Source organism: Weissella sp. ESL1139 (genome assembly GCF_058506735.1).
Map to the genome: position 1 here is coordinate 1,071,597 of NZ_CP196375.1, position 16,151 is coordinate 1,087,747.

At 43.5% G+C, this 16,151-nt stretch carries 16 protein-coding genes and 1 tRNA gene; 1 reads left to right on the forward strand and 16 read right to left on the reverse strand.

The genetic code is table 11. From position 1 onward, the window contains the following. The first annotated feature begins 73 nt into the window (after positions 1-73). A tRNA-Ser gene (locus ACSYSF_RS05185) sits at positions 74-162 on the forward strand. A 270-nt stretch (positions 163-432) separates the two neighbouring features. On the opposite strand, the gene ACSYSF_RS05190 is transcribed toward ACSYSF_RS05185, so the two are convergent. The 16 genes from ACSYSF_RS05190 to ACSYSF_RS05265 form a co-directional block, all read right to left on the reverse strand. Continuing rightward, positions 433-1,539 carry a GH25 family lysozyme gene (locus ACSYSF_RS05190; RefSeq protein ID WP_489868458.1) on the reverse strand — a complete coding sequence of 369 codons (1,107 nt, stop codon included), beginning with the start codon at positions 1,537-1,539 and terminating at the stop codon, positions 433-435. Position 1,540: 1 nt separating this feature from the next. Beyond that, complete coding sequence (locus ACSYSF_RS05195) at positions 1,541-1,858, reverse strand: phage holin family protein (protein ID WP_489866924.1); 318 nt, start codon at positions 1,856-1,858, stop codon at positions 1,541-1,543. After that, the gene (locus tag ACSYSF_RS05200) at positions 1,851-2,303 is read right to left on the reverse strand and encodes a hypothetical protein (protein ID WP_489866925.1); all 453 of its coding nucleotides are present in this window, start codon (positions 2,301-2,303) and stop codon (positions 1,851-1,853) included. The genes ACSYSF_RS05195 and ACSYSF_RS05200 overlap by 8 nt, the downstream gene beginning before the upstream one ends. Before the next feature lie 8 nt (positions 2,304-2,311). Further along, positions 2,312-2,617, reverse strand: a complete 306-nt coding sequence (locus ACSYSF_RS05205; protein ID WP_489866926.1) for a hypothetical protein — start codon at positions 2,615-2,617, stop codon at positions 2,312-2,314. 2 nt (positions 2,618-2,619) lie between these two features. Beyond that, positions 2,620-2,748 carry a hypothetical protein gene (locus ACSYSF_RS05210; RefSeq protein ID WP_489866927.1) on the reverse strand — a complete coding sequence of 43 codons (129 nt, stop codon included), beginning with the start codon at positions 2,746-2,748 and terminating at the stop codon, positions 2,620-2,622. Further along, positions 2,726-7,009, reverse strand: a complete 4,284-nt coding sequence (locus ACSYSF_RS05215) for a phage tail spike protein (protein ID WP_489866928.1) — start codon at positions 7,007-7,009, stop codon at positions 2,726-2,728. The genes ACSYSF_RS05210 and ACSYSF_RS05215 overlap by 23 nt, the downstream gene beginning before the upstream one ends. Further along, a complete protein-coding gene (locus ACSYSF_RS05220; protein WP_489866929.1) occupies positions 7,006-7,734 on the reverse strand; it encodes a hypothetical protein in 729 nt (242 codons plus the stop codon). The genes ACSYSF_RS05215 and ACSYSF_RS05220 overlap by 4 nt, the downstream gene beginning before the upstream one ends. A gap of 16 nt (positions 7,735-7,750) precedes the next feature. After that, positions 7,751-12,544 (reverse strand): tape measure protein, encoded by a 4,794-nt coding sequence (locus ACSYSF_RS05225; protein WP_489866930.1) that lies wholly within the window; start codon positions 12,542-12,544, stop codon positions 7,751-7,753. Positions 12,545-12,558: 14 nt separating this feature from the next. Beyond that, positions 12,559-12,720, reverse strand: a complete 162-nt coding sequence (locus ACSYSF_RS05230; protein ID WP_489866931.1) for a hypothetical protein — start codon at positions 12,718-12,720, stop codon at positions 12,559-12,561. A 20-nt stretch (positions 12,721-12,740) separates the two neighbouring features. After that, entirely contained in the window at positions 12,741-13,109 is a 369-nt protein-coding gene (locus tag ACSYSF_RS05235; protein WP_489866932.1) for a phage tail tube assembly chaperone, read from the reverse strand. 155 nt (positions 13,110-13,264) lie between these two features. Continuing rightward, complete coding sequence (locus ACSYSF_RS05240; RefSeq protein ID WP_489866933.1) at positions 13,265-13,870, reverse strand: phage tail protein; 606 nt, start codon at positions 13,868-13,870, stop codon at positions 13,265-13,267. Positions 13,871-13,902: 32 nt separating this feature from the next. Further along, complete coding sequence (locus ACSYSF_RS05245) at positions 13,903-14,298, reverse strand: DUF806 family protein (RefSeq protein ID WP_489866934.1); 396 nt, start codon at positions 14,296-14,298, stop codon at positions 13,903-13,905. Further along, entirely contained in the window at positions 14,295-14,771 is a 477-nt protein-coding gene (locus ACSYSF_RS05250) for an HK97 gp10 family phage protein (protein WP_489866935.1), read from the reverse strand. Before ACSYSF_RS05250 ends, ACSYSF_RS05245 begins: the two co-directional genes overlap by 4 nt. Positions 14,772-14,773: 2 nt before the next feature. After that, positions 14,774-15,103: a phage head closure protein gene (locus tag ACSYSF_RS05255; protein ID WP_489866936.1), complete on the reverse strand. Its 330-nt coding sequence runs from the start codon at positions 15,101-15,103 to the stop codon at positions 14,774-14,776. Beyond that, a complete protein-coding gene (locus ACSYSF_RS05260) occupies positions 15,096-15,398 on the reverse strand; it encodes a head-tail connector protein (RefSeq protein ID WP_489866937.1) in 303 nt (100 codons plus the stop codon). Before ACSYSF_RS05260 ends, ACSYSF_RS05255 begins: the two co-directional genes overlap by 8 nt. Before the next feature lie 20 nt (positions 15,399-15,418). Next, a complete protein-coding gene (locus ACSYSF_RS05265; RefSeq protein ID WP_489866938.1) occupies positions 15,419-16,111 on the reverse strand; it encodes an Ig-like domain-containing protein in 693 nt (230 codons plus the stop codon). Positions 16,112-16,151 lie beyond the last annotated feature (40 nt).

The window sequence follows — 16,151 nt, forward strand, 5'->3', positions numbered from 1 at the left end:
AAGGACTTGTAGGTTCTTAGTTTTTTTATGCTTGAAAGACATATTAAATACCAGTATAATAAATTATTGTTATGGAGCTATGGCAGAGTGGTAATGCAGCGGACTCGAAATCCGCCGAACCGGTGTTGAGCCGGCGCACGGGTTCAAATCCCGTTGGCTCCTTATTAGGTTTTAGCAAATGCCTTTATAAGTGCTGTAATCGTTGTTGTGTCAATGTTTCTTGACCACTTCATTTTTTGGCAAATTATGCCCTTTTTGACTTTTTAGTCATTTATTTGACCCTGTACCAATTAGGTACACTTGTGTTTGCTTATGGCTTTATCTTACCAAATTTTCTTGGCAAAGCACACACTTTTCTACTATTATAATGTCCCTCTTCATTTGGGCACAAAAAAAGACCTTACCCAGTTATTTGAGTAAGGTCAATTTTTTTTACTTATTTAACAGCGCATCGGCATTGTACCAAATCACGCCATATCGTCCTTCAACGATACCCGCACCATTTGAACTAGTGTCATACTGGTCAATTGTGCCATGGTCATAACCAGTCATGAACTTAACTTGGTCACCAACTCTTGTGGCTTGGTAGTTACCACGGGTCACATTATCCAACATGGCAAGTGGGATACCGTTGGTTGTCCAATTAGCATCCTTACCACCAGCCATGTCGTAATTGATGGCTTGCCACATGCCGTTTACATAAGCAATTTTGTCAACACGGAAGCTCTTATAAGCCGTGAACCTGTTACCAGCATTTTTAAACTGATTGATTGCTGAGGTATCTGCCTTACTGGTTACCGTCTGACTTGGGGTCACATTTGGCACAACAGCCGTCTTATCAGTACCCGCTGTAAAGAAATCGTCGTACAATACTGAAACGTCAAATCGACCCAATGAGCTCGCAAAGGTTTGGTTTGAACTCCACTGATAAGCGTGTTCCGTGCTCCAGAGCCCCATTGCCTTTGAGGTATCATACAAATATTGTGCTGGCCAAGCCTTTTCACCTGCTGGGCTCACAACGATACCAGAAGCACCTGTATAAGTCGTGGAACGATACCCACCATAACGGGCAACTTCATTTTCAAATGCCGTTGCAACTGGTTGCATGGCTGAGCCCATTGACAGCTGATTTTGGTTCTCAATATCGACCGCCAATACAGCCCCAACAGGTAAGCCATCCGACTTTGCCATGTTGACAGCGTAATCCGCCTCTTGAATAGCACCAGCAACCGTTGTCGCATGTAAATAGTGATAACCGTTGATGTATAAGCCGGCTTGTTCAGCTGAAGCAATGTTACCCTTTGCCGTGTAATCGTGGTAGCCAACACCCTCACTGATTTTGGTTGTGACAGCTTTCATACCGTATGTGTTTCGCATGTAAGTGAACTCTGGGGCAGTCATTTGCCCATTGTGGTTGGAAACGTCCACCATATCAATACGGGGCGTACTTGCTGAGGCAGTCCCAGCTGAGATGTACCCAATACCAGCAACCGCCAAAAAAGCACCTGCTGTAACAAGTGCCCGCTTTAAAATTTTCATGTTATTTGAGTCCTCTCTTCATCTGCGTTACTGCCCATTCGATGGCGTCGTCAATTTGCTTAGCGGTAAACAGATGTGCCTTATCCAATTTCATCAACTGCTCAGTAATCAATTTGACCGCTTGTGCTTTCTGCTCTGCACCCCCAGAGAACTCGTCTTCTGCCCACACAACTGCTTTATAAGCCATATTGAGCAATTGGGTGGTTGGTGTGTTGCCCTTGTAATGTGCCACCAGTAGCCCAATGACCAACATTAAAAGCGCTGGAGCAATACCCGACTGCCACAACGCTTGTCCGAAACTGATTAAATTATTACTCATGCTCCCTCTCTTCGTGTAATTCTTGTGCTTCCTCGACGAATGATTTACCAGCTGTTTCTTTTATCGGCAAATTGTGCACATGTATGGCAATTACTTCCCCCGTGCCGTTACCCCCAAGCTTACGATAGCTGTTGTACAGATAATCGAAGTTGTTCAGCTCATCGATGGTGATACTCTGCTTCGTGAGCAAATTATTACCCAATACGTCTAACTTATTATGCAAGTCAGCAACCTCTGCCGACTTTAGTGCATCCAACTCCGCTTGTAAGGCAACATGCTGTTCGTGATACGTATCAATCAGGGGCTGATTTGCCTCATCAATTAATTTGGTTAAGCGGTCTTGCTTGTGCTGTTGCCACATCTTAAACAATGGTTTGATAAATGGTAACCCACAGGCTAAAGAAATGATGGTCAGTACCGCAATCGCCTCATTTAAACCATCCATGTGACCCCTTACTTGGCTTCTGTGCCATCGTCCTCAGTTGCTTCTGCATTATCTGCTGTTTCAGTACTTGCCTTAAGTTCAGCCAAAAATGCGTCTGTTTCGCTCCAGACACGGTCTTGGAAGTCCCTTAAAGCTTGGCGGAACTCGGTTGTATGGTCAACAAACACTTGTTCTTGTCCATATGAGATACTGTAACTGATACTTGAAGCACCAAGGGCATCAATTGAGCCCGTGAAACGCACGTAAGTTGTTGATGAGTCCGTATCATCAGTCCTTAATTCGGCACGCAATTCGATTGTCTTTTCAATATCCATTGTTATTTATCCTCGTTTTCCTTGGCTTGTAATTGTTGTTGTAATTCAGCATTTTCAGCTTGTGCCGTCGCAAGCTTAACTTGCAACGTGGCAATTTCCACGGCTAAATTACTGATTATTTTGTCCTTCATTCCTTAACTCCTTTACTTCGTCTGACAGCTCCTGCACTGCCTTGTATAAGATACTCGTGTAGTCATAAAGTGAAACAGCGTTCTCATCTTCGGTTAACATGCGTGGGTCAGCCTCATCGGAAATAACACCGATTTCTTGCTTATCGTTCTTCACGTATGTCCGCACCTTCGTGTTATTAACAATATCAAGGGCGCAATCGGTGAAGGGCTGGATATCGCTTTTAGCTGAACGTGAACTCATGGCGTTGAAACTTGAAGCCCGCATTGGGTAATACGCTTGTAAATCACGACTGGTAACACGCACTTCGCCCCCTTGGTAAGGCGACAAGTACAACATCTTTGAGCCACCATCTTCGTCAATGGCAAGAATTTGGTTGTACTTCAAACGAATACCCAACCCATGCCCCTTATCGGTCGGATTACCATAATAATTCAATGAGCCCTTCATATTTGCTGAGATATGAGAGTCATTGTTACCCAATAACTCCAGTTGGGCACGGTCGTTTGTGCTGTCGTAAAAACCTTTTGCCGATAACTGTAAATGGTTATCTTGCTTGTTGATGACACGACCGGTATCAGTCGTCCCAAGATGACCCGTGTCACCATACAACACTTTCGCATTCAACGTATTGATGTTCGCCGTGATGAAGTTGGCAATATTTCCCGACAATTTAGCAACATCCAAATTGATGATTTGAGCACTACCAACTGAAGCATTACCCATTTGCGCCTGACTGATTGAAGCGTTCTTGATAACAGAGGCATCAATAAATGCTTTACCATTAATCGTGGTATCAGTGTTGATGACCAACTTTTTACCTTGAATGACTGTACCAGAGGTGTCCCCATTGATACCTGAAATAATGCGACCTGCATTATCTGCGATACCCAGCGCCCAATTGTCTTTTGCAAGTTTCAAAACGGTTTGTGTATTCATACCTGAGTAAGAACCAGGCATATAATCTTGTGCTTTTGCGGTAAAAGTCAGCATTGGCTTAGATAAGTAAGCATTCGTGCCCTCTCGACACTGGAACGAAATTCGTACATATTTGGCTTCCTTAGGTACTGCCACATTATCGAATGTCCTGTGCGTCCACACATTGGTGTTCCCATTCCAGTACTTCAAGACATTTAAATCAGTGTCGATGGTGTTATGGTTGGCATCTTTGAAAATCAGCCATAAACTGGTGTAATTCGTGTTGGTAACCGTACGGACGTCCCATGACATTGAAATCACTGTACTGTCATTGTTACCTGGTACGGCAACATCTTGCTCAAAGTATGAATACCATTTTGTTGTGTCATTACCTGCATCAGCTGGGACATTAACACCAACCACCGTATTGCCCTTGTAAAGATAACTGCGGTAGAAGTTGTAATTCTTCCCATTTGCGCCGTTGTTGGCTACATTCCACCCCTCTAAGTCGGGGCTGAAATCGGAGTTAAATAGCTGATTGGGCGTTGACACACTTGCCAATACCGCACTTGCCGATTGCTCAATTGCCGACTTGTAACCACTGGTGACACTGCTTACTTGTGTGCCGACATAATCACGTAATTGGGTGTTAAGTGTACTATCGCCGTTTTTGCGGTCATTAACCTCTTTGGTGATTTGGTTAGTAGTCTGCGTTGATGTGGTAGTGATGTCGTTCTTAACGTCCGTGATTTGGTCTTTAAACAGATTCGTCAACTGCACCCGAGTGGACTCAACCAAGTTGTTATTGTTATAAACACCAGCCGTGTATGAGCCAATTGTTGAACCAAATACAAGCATTGGCTGGAAGAAATAAGCATTCGTGCCCTCTCGTGTTTCAAAACGAACATCAACTTGTTTGGCATCAATTGGGATAGAAATGTTTTCCCATTTCATCACGTTGTACTGATTTAAGTTGGTATCGTTCCAGTTACCCATGGTGTTCTGATTTAATGAAGCTCCGTTTGCATCCTGCCAAATTAACCAGATATGACAATATTGAGCCATCTTACGAGTATTAACTCGCCAAGATAGGGACATCACATCAGTACTCAATCGGGTACTTGGTAACTGAACCGTTTGTGATAACCTCGCAAATGTACTATCAGGCGCATTTGTCGTATCAAACCCAATACCATGCGAACCGTATGAAACATATGACCGATATGGCGCTCTACTACCCGTATCAGCTTGTACATTCCAGCCTTCTAAATCTGGTGTAAATTCACTGTTATTGAACTGGTTGACTTGCCCCATATCATTGAGTTGGTCAGTCACGTTCTTAATTTGTGACTTAAAACTTTGCTCCGTCTGCTCATTAAGTGACGTGTACTCCTTGGTAACGCTGGTAATCTGCGTTGATACTAAATCTTTAAGACTTACTTCAAGATTTTTGTCGCCAGTCTTACGGTCAGCGATTTCAGTGGTAACCTGCTTAGCCGTTTGCGTTTGCTGGGTCTGCAAGTCCTTAATGTCACCATCATTCGAAGTAACTTGCGTTTGTACCCCCTGTGCTGTGGTAATAGCAGTCGTGGCATCCTTTTGCGCCTTATTAGCCTTATCCGTTGCAGAAATAGCTAACGTCTGCCCATCGCTTGCTAAATCTCGCACTGCTTTAAGACCAGTATCGGGGTCATTCACGACTTCGGTAATACCGTCAATATCCTGCGATACTGCTGTTATTTTAGTCGTGTTATCACCAATTAGCTTATCAGCTCGGGCTTCTGCATCGGTCACCAGCTTGGTCGCTTTAGCCTCGATACGTTGCCTATCCTCGGTTGCCTCTGCCAGTTTCGCACTGGTATCGGTGTCAATCTGCTGAATTTGCTTATCGAGGTCATCACGTTCAGTCTTAGCATCTGCCAGCTCTTTATCATACTTTGTGCGGAACTCCTGATACTCTTTTGCCTGCTTGTCATTCAAGTCGTCAGCATATGCTTGGGCTTTTGCAATGGCATCATCAACGGCTTTGGCAATCATTTCTTCCGTTTTGGTTGATACCAACTCCACCCATTCGCCATCTTTGAAGACCATGATGTAAGTGGCATCACCGACTTGCTTAAACCATAAATCACCCTCTTTGGGGTGGCTGGGTTCGTTTGTTTGGTAATAATTCGTGTTCTTACCGTTTGAACTGATAATTGCCGTGGTGGCATCTTGCCGTATCTTATTGATTTGGCTTTCTAATGCATTAAATTGGTTCGCATTGGCATCGGTAAATGATGTCTTACTTGTCCCCACAACAATGCTGGTTACTCGTTCAGTCATGGGGTCGAAATGTAACTCATTAACGACTGCTTGCACATTGATACCAAATTCAGGGACATAAACGGTCACCGTATCCGTTAATTCAATGGCTTCAAGGTCTCTGAACTCCGCTTGATAATTTGAACTGTCCCGCAGGCTGGTCACATCAATTTCAACAGTGACGGCTGGTAAATCAACCCCCGTATTTGCTGATTGTGTGAACCAATTCTTGGCTTTGGCATCAATTTTTGCCTTAATCGAGTCATCTGTTTCATTTTCTTCAATGGTAACTTGTTCACCCATGTCGACATGTTGTAAATAAATGTTGGGGTAATTACCCAAGTTCTTACTGTCGACATAATCACCAGCAATGAAATAATCATCACCATCACCCGACTTGGTAACTGTTGGGATAATACGAGTGACGACATTACTCATATCAACCGTGTAAGTTAAGCCGTTGATGTTCTTGCCCAGTCTGAAGCTGGTAAAGTTATCACGCCCACGCCTCGAAAGCATGGATACTGTACGGTTATCACGTTTAAGCTCACCACCCCATATCTGTAAGATTGAGCCCTCTGTCCCAGCAATGGCTTCCATGGGGTTCACGTATTGCAGTGTGCTATCACCCTCATGCTGTAAATCAGAGATGAAAGTGAACATGTGTGGTACGACAGTAGCTTCCTGCAAGTGCGTCATGGCATTTTGCCCATTACCCTGTAAATGGACTTTCTTAACCATGTTGTGGGTTAAATCATACGTGATATGGTCGGCTTCAATCTTAATTGAGTAACCAGCAATATCCAACTCGGTATTTACGATACGGAACGCTTGGGCATCATCATTTTGATTGGGTTTGGCCAGAATGATACGACCAACTTCAATATCTTTATACCGCTTGCCAGATACGGGGTAACTTGCGGTTAAGGTGAACAACCCATTGCGTTGCTCTTGTACATCTGCCTCATATAACTCAGGCAGTGCCCCCAGTCCGTTATCATAAAAATCAACCTCATCCGACTTGTATAAAATCGGTATCATATCGTGCGCCACCTCGTTTCAATTGTTGCGGAACCATTACTTAATTGCACCGTGTTATTACCTGCCTTCAGAACTGGATAAGCCCCCACACTGATTAAGTTATTATCATTCACATACGTGCTCCCCTCGATGTGATAAGCGTCTTGTAAATCAGCATCAATAATGATATTTGACTGCACATTCTTCATGCTCAGCTTCTTACCATTGACCGTTAGTACCGTCTCCCCTTTGACAGTAATGGTAATAATTGGCTTACTGGGGTAATTCGTTGGGTTGTTAATCGTCACACTGTCCCCCGCTGGTACTGCGATATTACCCGTTGACTTCAAGTACTTGTAAGGCGCCACATTAAGCGTTATGGTGAGTTCCCGATACCCAGCTGAATAACTGGGGCGGGTCATCTTAGAAGCCTCTGTGCGGGCAACCTGGTATGTATAATCGGGGTCTGAATACATGATGAAATCTTCATACTTCCCAGTATCGAGGTGTGCCATGAACTTACGAATATTGGCTTCAGCACTTGCTCCCTCAAACCCAAGTGTTAAATCAATTTGACGATTGTTATAAGCCCCATCATCAAATAAAAGAGCCCTGTCAATACCAACAGGGCTTGTGTTTTGCGTAATACGTTTTTCGGGTATTGTCGCAATGGGGTAATTTAAAATTTTTGCGTTTAATTGGTCACTCGTCAACTGGTGACCTAATACGAAACTTCCGACTTCCAATATCTCTTGTCCTTTCTTAACCGAACGCCCTCTTCTTAGCGTTGGTCTTACGTGTGATACCATCTTCAACAGCTTTTTGTATCTTCTGTAAAGTCGTTGGGGTCACATCGGCATTAACGTTAATGTTAATCTCATAAGTGTCCCCGCCAGCGTTACCTTGTACAGCTGATAACAGTTGTTGCAATAGGCTGTTCTGGTCGTTTTGCCCATTAATGCGGGTATTCGCCTCTGCCAGCAATTCGTTAGCTCGTGAGTGCTTCTCAGCTGATAAAGGTATAACCATTTCAGGCATATTCTTTTCAGCTACCTCATACAAGCCGTGGGTCGAGATGATACCGCCATTTTCATAACCGTGACCATTTCCCAAAAATGACAGGCTTGAGCCATAACGGTGCTTTGCATAATTCAAACCAGCCAGCAAATTATCATAACCATTCATGATATTATTGTGACCAGCTAAGGCATAAGCGCTAAACGTGGTTGGCTTAACTTGCATCAAACCAGTGGCACGTCCATCAGCCAAACCATCAGTGCCCCCAATTGCCTTAGGGTTTCCACCAGACTCGGTATTGATTTGACGCAATACTCTTTGCACCATTGAGCTTGATGTTGACAAGTTTAACTTTGACAATGCTTTCTTGACATCATCAGACCATGACTGGACGTTACCATCGACCCCACCCGACTCACTGTCGTTAAGAGGGGCGATAAATTTCTTAATCCAGTTGAACATGCCACCAGTTTGCTTTTTAATGAGCTTTGCCAGTGGGCTATTGGTCTTAACAGCAGGGGTATTTGACCCACCGCTTAAGCCAAAGTCCAAGAAAGTTGTGGCTCCTGATGCGTTACGATTGCGGTACGTGTGATAAGCATGGTTGTTGTTCCAGTTATATTCTTCACCAGAAATCTTATTACCCTGCACACCTGTGACCATAGCGACGTGATTACCAAATTCAGAACCGGCACCATATACGGCAACAGAACCAACCTTTGGCTTGCTCATATGCCTGACAGGGGCATTTACCCAATCACGTCCATCACCTAAGTGACTGAATTTGCTTGATGAGACCCCTAAGTTAGCAAGGCGACTCGCTACGAAACTGACACATTCTTTAAAAAAATAGCCAAACGGGTCAGAACCACTGTCAGCCCCTCGGTTCTTCCAACGGTAGTCATTACCTTTGAAACCACCATCAGCACCTGCTTCAGAAGCCTCATTTGCCATTGCCCATAAGGTCTTCCACCAGCTTTTGGCTTGGTTCTTTGATTTCTTAAAGAAACCAGCTCCGATATCAGTGAAGATACCAGGTAACCCTTTGGCTTGTGGGTTAAATTTGCCCTCTAAGGTCTTAACAGGATGAGCGACCGCATTGGTGATAAACTTAAACATCTCAGTGAATTTCTTAACACCATTCTTAAGTCCTGACCATGCGTTACCTGCGATACGTCCAACACCACCAGCCAAGTTCTTAATACTTGACCACCAGCCGGTACCACCTGCAAAGTGAACTGGTTTCATGCCCATTAACATCGCTGTTTCTGAGGCTGACAAGACTTCTGTACCTGGTGCCAAGATGCGTTGTGTGTTACGACCCTCAACTAGCTCAGAAGCACCATTTGGGTGTACCAACATTTCTTGGTTATTGGTCTCAGGCGAGTCATTCCCATCGTTTAGAACTGCCAGTGTTGGCTTATCGATTGCTTTACGGGCTTGGTTCAACACACCTGTACCAGTTGCAAAGTGTACTGTTGGAATATGACCAATCGCATGTTTTGAGCCACCAAAATCATGTATCAAGCCGTTGATACCATCAATACCTTTGTTAGGCAATTTGATGACCGCATTAATACCGTCCTTGGCAAGGGTCTTCATGCCGTCCCACATCTTTTTAAAGCCCTTTTTAATAGCTGACCATGTGTTACTGAACGAGTTCTTTATTTTGTTAAGCACGTTATCAAATGTGTTCTTGATACTCCAAATAGCATCATGTCCAATTCGCTTCATGCTGTTCCAAGTGTTGCTAAAGAATTTACTTATCGCACCCCATGAGCGGTTCCATGTACGGCTGATACTGCTTAGCATGCTTGACATGGTCTTTTTCAACCAGTTAGCCATGTTGGTGAAGACCTTTTTAATGCCGTTCCAGACCTTGCTGAAGACTTTAGAAATAGCGTTCCATGCCGTTGTCCAAAGTTTCTTTAAGGTATTCAGTACATTGGTAAAGTTCTTTTTGAAGTTGTTCAAATACCAAATAAATAACTTCTGCATGCCTTTCCATATCTTACTGAAGACACTGGTTATGAGGTTCCATGCAGTCGTCCATGTTTTCTTAAGTCCGTTAAGCCATGTGCTCCATGCCTTAGCAATAGCATTCATGAAGCTGTGCCATGCTTTATTCAGACTATTTTTAAACTTGTTCCAACTGCTGGTTATCCCGTTCCATGCATTCTTAAACCACTTAACAACGCTACCTGCAAATTCTTTTGCTGATTTGACCAGACTATTAACGAAATTGCGGAACTTTTTGTTATGCTTGTACAACTCGGTAAAGGCAACGACAACCGCTGTTATTGCTGTTACCAACAAAATTAACGGGTTCGCCTTTAAGAAATTGAATGCCAGCTTAATACCCTTACCTGTGGCTTTAGCCGTCTTGACCAGTCCAGTCATGGCTAACTTAGCCCCTTTGGTAACGATTGAGGCAGTAAACTTCAACCCTCGCTTAATACCTCGCCCAGTCGCTTTAACAGCAGTGCCTAATGCAGAAAAGGTTGCTTTGGCTCCCTTGGTAATAATTGAGGCTGTAAACTTCAACCCTCGCTTAATACCTCGCCCAGTCGCTTTAACTGCATCTGAGAGCTTCTCTAAGCCCTTGTGTGCAATGCCGTCACTGTCCTTAAAGGAATCATACATACCCTTGGTAGCCTTGCTCATAGCGCCCATCATGGCGATTGGTGCCGTGAGCTTGTTAGCTATCATGAAACCAGCAATAAAGGTACCTGCAACTTTTGGATGTTCCGCCATCAATTTAATGATTGGTGTGGTTATCGTGGCAAAGGCTTGCAATGCTGACCCCAGTACCTTAATCGTATCGGCTGACTTTTCTTTAAAGTTACTGAAGAACTCTTTAATATCAGTCTTGTGAGTCTTCGTCCATTTACCCAACTGTTGCACCGATTTGGTTAAGCCTTGTAAGACACCGTCCAATACCTTACCAGCATCCAACTTATTGCCACCAAATGCTTCGGTGATATCACTTAATGTCTGCGTTAAGGCTTTACCAAGCTTACCAAATTCTTTGGTAGTATTTTTATCCGTGACCCATGTCGAAATCGAACTGACAAGCGGGTTCTTCATCTTGTAAAATGGTTTCTCAATCTCACCTATCAGCTTAGGCATGGTTGAGGTAATAGTACGGGTCATACCTGGAATAGTTGCCCCAAAATTCTTAGTGGCTTCCTTATTCTTTTTAGCGGTATCTTCCAGTACTTTATTCATCGTCTCTGATGAAATCTTACCCTGACTAATCATGTCGTTTAATTGCTTCATGGTTAGACTGGAGTTGTGTGTGACGTCTTTTTCATAATCAAGTAAGGCAGGCTTTAAGGCTGGGAACACATTAGTGAAACTCATGAAATCCTGAGCCGATACTTTACCGTTAGCCATCATCTGCGACCATTGCTGACCAAAATTCTGGATAGCGTCATCGGAAGCACCAAAGGCATCTTGTAATGTCAAGGTTGCTTTTGATAAGGCAAGTACATGGTCTTTGTTCTTGTCGACAGCGTAAAACTGGGAAGCCAACCCGTTAACCATCTCAGCCGAATTCTGGGCAGAGGTTGCCAACTCGTTAATACCCTTAACCATCGACTTGGCACCGCTATCGCTACCAGCCAAGGTTTTCCATTGGGCATTCATCTTGTCCTGCTGTTCCAGATATTCATTACCTGATTTAACAGCGTCACCGATGTGCATGGTCATGCTCGTCCATGCAGAACTTGCTACATTCGATAAAATTGAGGCAGTAAAGACTGCCTTGAAGATAGAATGGGTCTTGGTGGCTTGCTTATTAGTACCCTTGATTTTCTCCGTTAATCTAACAAACGGGTTGGGACTGGTACGCCTTAACTCTGAGTTCAATTCTGAGACATCATGCTTATTCTCAGCCAGCTCTTTACCTGTACGGTTTAATGCCGTGCGTTGCTTACTTAGAGCTGTCTCAGAAGCGTCACCTGCTTCCGTCATACGCTTTAACTCAGCTGATTGCTTTTCATACAGCTCAGTTTGTTGCTTAATGGTTTTATTTAAACCATCTCGCTTAACTTCGTTGGCTTCATACTGCTTACCCTCAGCTTTTAAGCGTTCAACATTTGAATCCAGCTCTTGGCTGTTCTGCTTAATTTCCTTGTTGAGCGAGTTAATACCCGACTCTTGCAGTTCGTAAGCTCGCTTTGCCTTTTCTTGCTGACCGACCAAACTTGTTAATTTGCGTTCTGCCTTAGCAATATCTGAACCATACTGGTCATACAGCTTTGAGCCCGACTCAGTTGCACGGTCGACTTTACTTTGTGCATCACGTAAGGCATTAAGGACGCTCTCTTGCTTTTCAACAGTTGCCGACAGTCCTTTATACTTGGCCTCTGAGGCACCAACCTCATCACCAGAGCGCTTTAACTGGGACTCCATTTGATGCCATTCGTTGGTAGCACCTTTAACCGCATGTTCCAATTTATTAATTGACTCGACGGCACTGGTTTCGTCAATCGTAATCTTCGAGGCTTGTATCTCATCAACTTGTTTTTTCGCCAATTGTTAACCCCCTTTCACCCCATGTATTGCCTTGCTAACTCTGCAGGGTCGACCATCTTGTTATTTTCATCTGCTGATAGAACCGCCATGAGCTCTTCATAATCAGTGTCATCAATATCATCAAGTGACCAATGCAATTGTTGTAAGGCATCTTTTTCGAATAACCGCATATCCATCAGGCGGTTATTGTACGTAATTATTCGTTCTCTTGGGCTACTGCTAAACCCTCGCCAGTGGTCTCTTCAAGAGTCGCTGTAATATCCTTGTCTGACATACCCATAATGCGCATCGCAACGTATTGCGCAATATTGATAACCTCTTGTTGTTCCAAGTCTTCAAGGGTATCAATTTGCTTATCTGATAAATGCAGTGTGCTGGTTAAATATTCGATTAATTCGTCTAACATCTCGGTCATGGCATCGAATACTTCCAGACCCTCATGGTCTTCGGTTACTGTTTCCATTTCCGCCATTGATTTTTGGAATGCGTATGTTTTCTTCAAGTTCTTAACTGAGCCCTTAACTTCAAATGGCTTCTTTGCAAGTTGTTCTACTTTGATATTCATAATTATTTTTTCCTTTGTTTTTTGACATAAAAAAAGAGGAAGCCAGTAAGCTATTTACTGACCTCCCCCGAGGTATTGGGCTTCTCACCCCATTCGAATTGGCTTATTGAGCGTCAATTGTTGCTTCCTTAACCTTTGGAGTAACGTTTGTGACCTTAGGCTTTGGGGTTACTCGCTGAATAACCACCAAATACTTCGGCTAACATATCTTCTTTCTTAAATGAGTCATCGCCAGAATAGAAGATTTTAATACCTTGTCCGTTCCAGTCGTCATTACCAAATGATTGATAAGTCAATGAGTCATCAACACGTACTTCAGTATTGGTGTCTGTTTGCAAATTCAATGCTGTCTCAATCATTTGACCATTTGAGAAGCCATAGAAGTATGAGTTTTGGCGGTCAAGAGAGCTTGACTCAACAATTAAAGCTACTCTTGGCAAGTCCAAACTTTGCACATAACCTCCCTTACCATCGCTGACACGTCCTAATACCTTAGCCTTGATGTCCCAAGGCAAGTTGTTCCAGACACCTGCAACAGATGGGAATGACTTTGATTTCGTCGTATCTTGTTGCCCGTCATCACCATATACCGCTTGTCCAGCAGTAGCGATATTGGTAATGTTTGCTGACTTAGTACCTAAGTCTTTTGAATTTGAGATGTAAAGCCCTGAGTCTGATAACCCTGCTTCACCTGAAATAATTTTATTTGTATCCTTGTCGATTAAAGCCAGATACGTATGTTTTAGTCCAACTTGTGCCATGTAATTTTATTTTCCTTCCTATTTAAAAGGGGTTAAGCTGTGTAGCCTAACTCCTCCAATGTCATTATTTTGTTAATTGATATCACTTTGATTGTTTGTTGTGTCTCAGTATTTGACAAGTCAAGGTATCGTGGTTGGCTGTAACCAATCGTCCACCCTGCTTTTTCTAATGCTTTCATCAGCTTTATTTCCACCAGCAACATATCTTCTGTCAGGTCTGTGCCATAAAACAGTTGCACATCTGCACCAACTCGCACAGCATTAAACGTCATATCACCCGTTTCGTCTATATCTGACTGGGTCTCTTTGATTAAGATTTGTGTGGTTGCGTAATCATTGATGTGCTCTTCAGGTATGCTGTCCGTAAATACTTGAAAATTGGGAAAAGTCTGTGAGACCACGTTTTGTATGCTATTCACTGGTGTCATTTACTCTTCCTTTCGATGATTTTCTTGTAAGCCTGAGCTTCTGCATTCAACATTTTTTCTTTAACTTGTGGGTCATTGCGTAATTTATTAATGGCCTTATCACCATTAATCGCAACTTCACCAGGATGCTTATAGTTGTACCCTGCCTTTGAGTACATGGGAAATCGGGTACCATTCTCGATAAAGTTGGCAATGTATGCCTTCTCTTTTTCAAACCCGACTATTGAACTACCGTCCTTACGACCATCCACATTGGTATCCTGTGAAATAACACTATCCGCCAAGTGGGGGTTTTCGCCAGTGATGCGGTTACGATAATGGTTATCGTGGTACATCTTTTCCAACTCATCAGCGAATACATCAGCACCTGCTTTTGTAACCTTCGCTTGGTCTTTTAACTCCAAGTCGGTTGTGATTGCTTTGGCATCGTCAACAATGTTTTGTAACGCTTGTTCAAAGGATACTTTTACCATCGCTATGCCCTCCGTTTCAAGGTAATGAAGTCATACGTTATCACGGCATTAGCATCATCTGAACTGTAATTAATCACGTCGTACTTGGTATCGCTAATCTTTGCCATTAGATATTCAGCAACGGCTGGATTATGTCGTACAGCAATCAAAAAAGAATGCTCCAACTCTGTCCCAGTTAGTTGGTACTGCTGGTTAAAGGTACGTTTCTTAGGGGCATACCATAAAGTTACCTTGGGTACAAACTCTTTTGAAGTTGCCCCAGTATGTTCATTCTTAACCGACTCAACTGCGCCCAGTGTCACCTTTTTGTTAAAATCAGAGGGTTTAAACATGCTGAACCCCCTTTATATCAACAATGCCAGTGATTTGCTGAAGCAGTATCATTTGACCATGGCTGTATCCATCTGAAAAAGCTCTATCGTAATAAAGCGATGTGGCAACTGAACTCACTAACCGATTGAATTGAGGTGCGACCGCCAGTACATCATCAGCCGATAACCCTGAGCCAATTGCGTTAGTAAGTAGCGACACGGTGTCAGTAATCAACGTGTGTAACGTGGTCAACTCCTCATCCGTCTTATCAATATGCAACTCATCAGCCAATTGGTCGGCGGTAATTAATGCCATGATTGGTCACACCCCTTTCTTTATTCAGTTGGCTTTGCGGTTACTGTAACAGCGACAGTTGCTGTCTTAGAACCGTCCTTGGTTGTAACAACCACATTGACCGTACCAGCCTTAACACCAGTGATATTACCGTTGTTATCGACTGTGGCTGTTTCAGCATTGCCTGATTTCCAAGTAACCGTCTTATCTGTTGCATTTGCTGGGGCAACCGTTGCCTTAACGGCGACTGAGGCACCCTCTTCAACTGAGACCTCATTTGCATCAACTGATACACCTGTGACATTAACCACTGGTGTCTTAACCGTCACATTTGCGGTTGCTTTCTTAGCTTGGTCACGTGTGACAACATTAATGGCAACCGTACCAGCCTTAACGGCAGTTACCTTACCTGTCTTAGCCTCAACTGTTGCAATCGTGTCATCTGCTGAGCTAAATGTAATGGCTTGGTCAGTGGCATCTGTTGGGGCAACGGTTGCTTTAAGCGTTGCTGAAGCACCTACATCAAGCGTTAAGGCTGTCTTATCAAGTGAGACCCCTGTAACTGCTTGTGCTAACGTTTTGAAATCGGGTACGGGTGTACCTTCTGTTTCACCTGCATAAGCCACCGCATAACCGGTATAAGTTGTGTTGGGTGCTAACCCTGCGATTGTGATAGGTGAGTCAACACCAGATTGAACTGCCTTACCATCTTTTAATAAATCGAACTTTGACATTGACCCTCCCTATTCTGCATCAATTTGTGCTTCCTTAACC

What these genes read in the sequence shown, in the direction of transcription:
- ACSYSF_RS05260 (WP_489866937.1), bottom strand. Translation starts at nt 15,398, where the DNA reads ATGGCATTAATTACCGCCGACCAATTGGCTGATGAGTTGCATATTGAT.
- ACSYSF_RS05190 (WP_489868458.1), bottom strand. Translation starts at nt 1,539, where the DNA reads ATGAAAATTTTAAAGCGGGCACTTGTTACAGCAGGTGCTTTTTTGGCG.
- ACSYSF_RS05255 (WP_489866936.1), bottom strand. Translation starts at nt 15,103, where the DNA reads ATGTTTAAACCCTCTGATTTTAACAAAAAGGTGACACTGGGCGCAGTT.
- ACSYSF_RS05245 (WP_489866934.1), bottom strand. Translation starts at nt 14,298, where the DNA reads ATGACACCAGTGAATAGCATACAAAACGTGGTCTCACAGACTTTTCCC.
- ACSYSF_RS05240 (WP_489866933.1), bottom strand. Translation starts at nt 13,870, where the DNA reads ATGGCACAAGTTGGACTAAAACATACGTATCTGGCTTTAATCGACAAG.
- ACSYSF_RS05250 (WP_489866935.1), bottom strand. Translation starts at nt 14,771, where the DNA reads ATGGTAAAAGTATCCTTTGAACAAGCGTTACAAAACATTGTTGACGAT.
- ACSYSF_RS05205 (WP_489866926.1), bottom strand. Translation starts at nt 2,617, where the DNA reads ATGGATATTGAAAAGACAATCGAATTGCGTGCCGAATTAAGGACTGAT.
- ACSYSF_RS05215 (WP_489866928.1), bottom strand. Translation starts at nt 7,009, where the DNA reads ATGATACCGATTTTATACAAGTCGGATGAGGTTGATTTTTATGATAAC.
- ACSYSF_RS05265 (WP_489866938.1), bottom strand. Translation starts at nt 16,111, where the DNA reads ATGTCAAAGTTCGATTTATTAAAAGATGGTAAGGCAGTTCAATCTGGT.
- ACSYSF_RS05210 (WP_489866927.1), bottom strand. Translation starts at nt 2,748, where the DNA reads ATGAAGGACAAAATAATCAGTAATTTAGCCGTGGAAATTGCCACGTTG.
- ACSYSF_RS05230 (WP_489866931.1), bottom strand. Translation starts at nt 12,720, where the DNA reads ATGGATATGCGGTTATTCGAAAAAGATGCCTTACAACAATTGCATTGG.
- ACSYSF_RS05195 (WP_489866924.1), bottom strand. Translation starts at nt 1,858, where the DNA reads ATGAGTAATAATTTAATCAGTTTCGGACAAGCGTTGTGGCAGTCGGGT.
- ACSYSF_RS05200 (WP_489866925.1), bottom strand. Translation starts at nt 2,303, where the DNA reads ATGGATGGTTTAAATGAGGCGATTGCGGTACTGACCATCATTTCTTTA.
- ACSYSF_RS05235 (WP_489866932.1), bottom strand. Translation starts at nt 13,109, where the DNA reads ATGAATATCAAAGTAGAACAACTTGCAAAGAAGCCATTTGAAGTTAAG.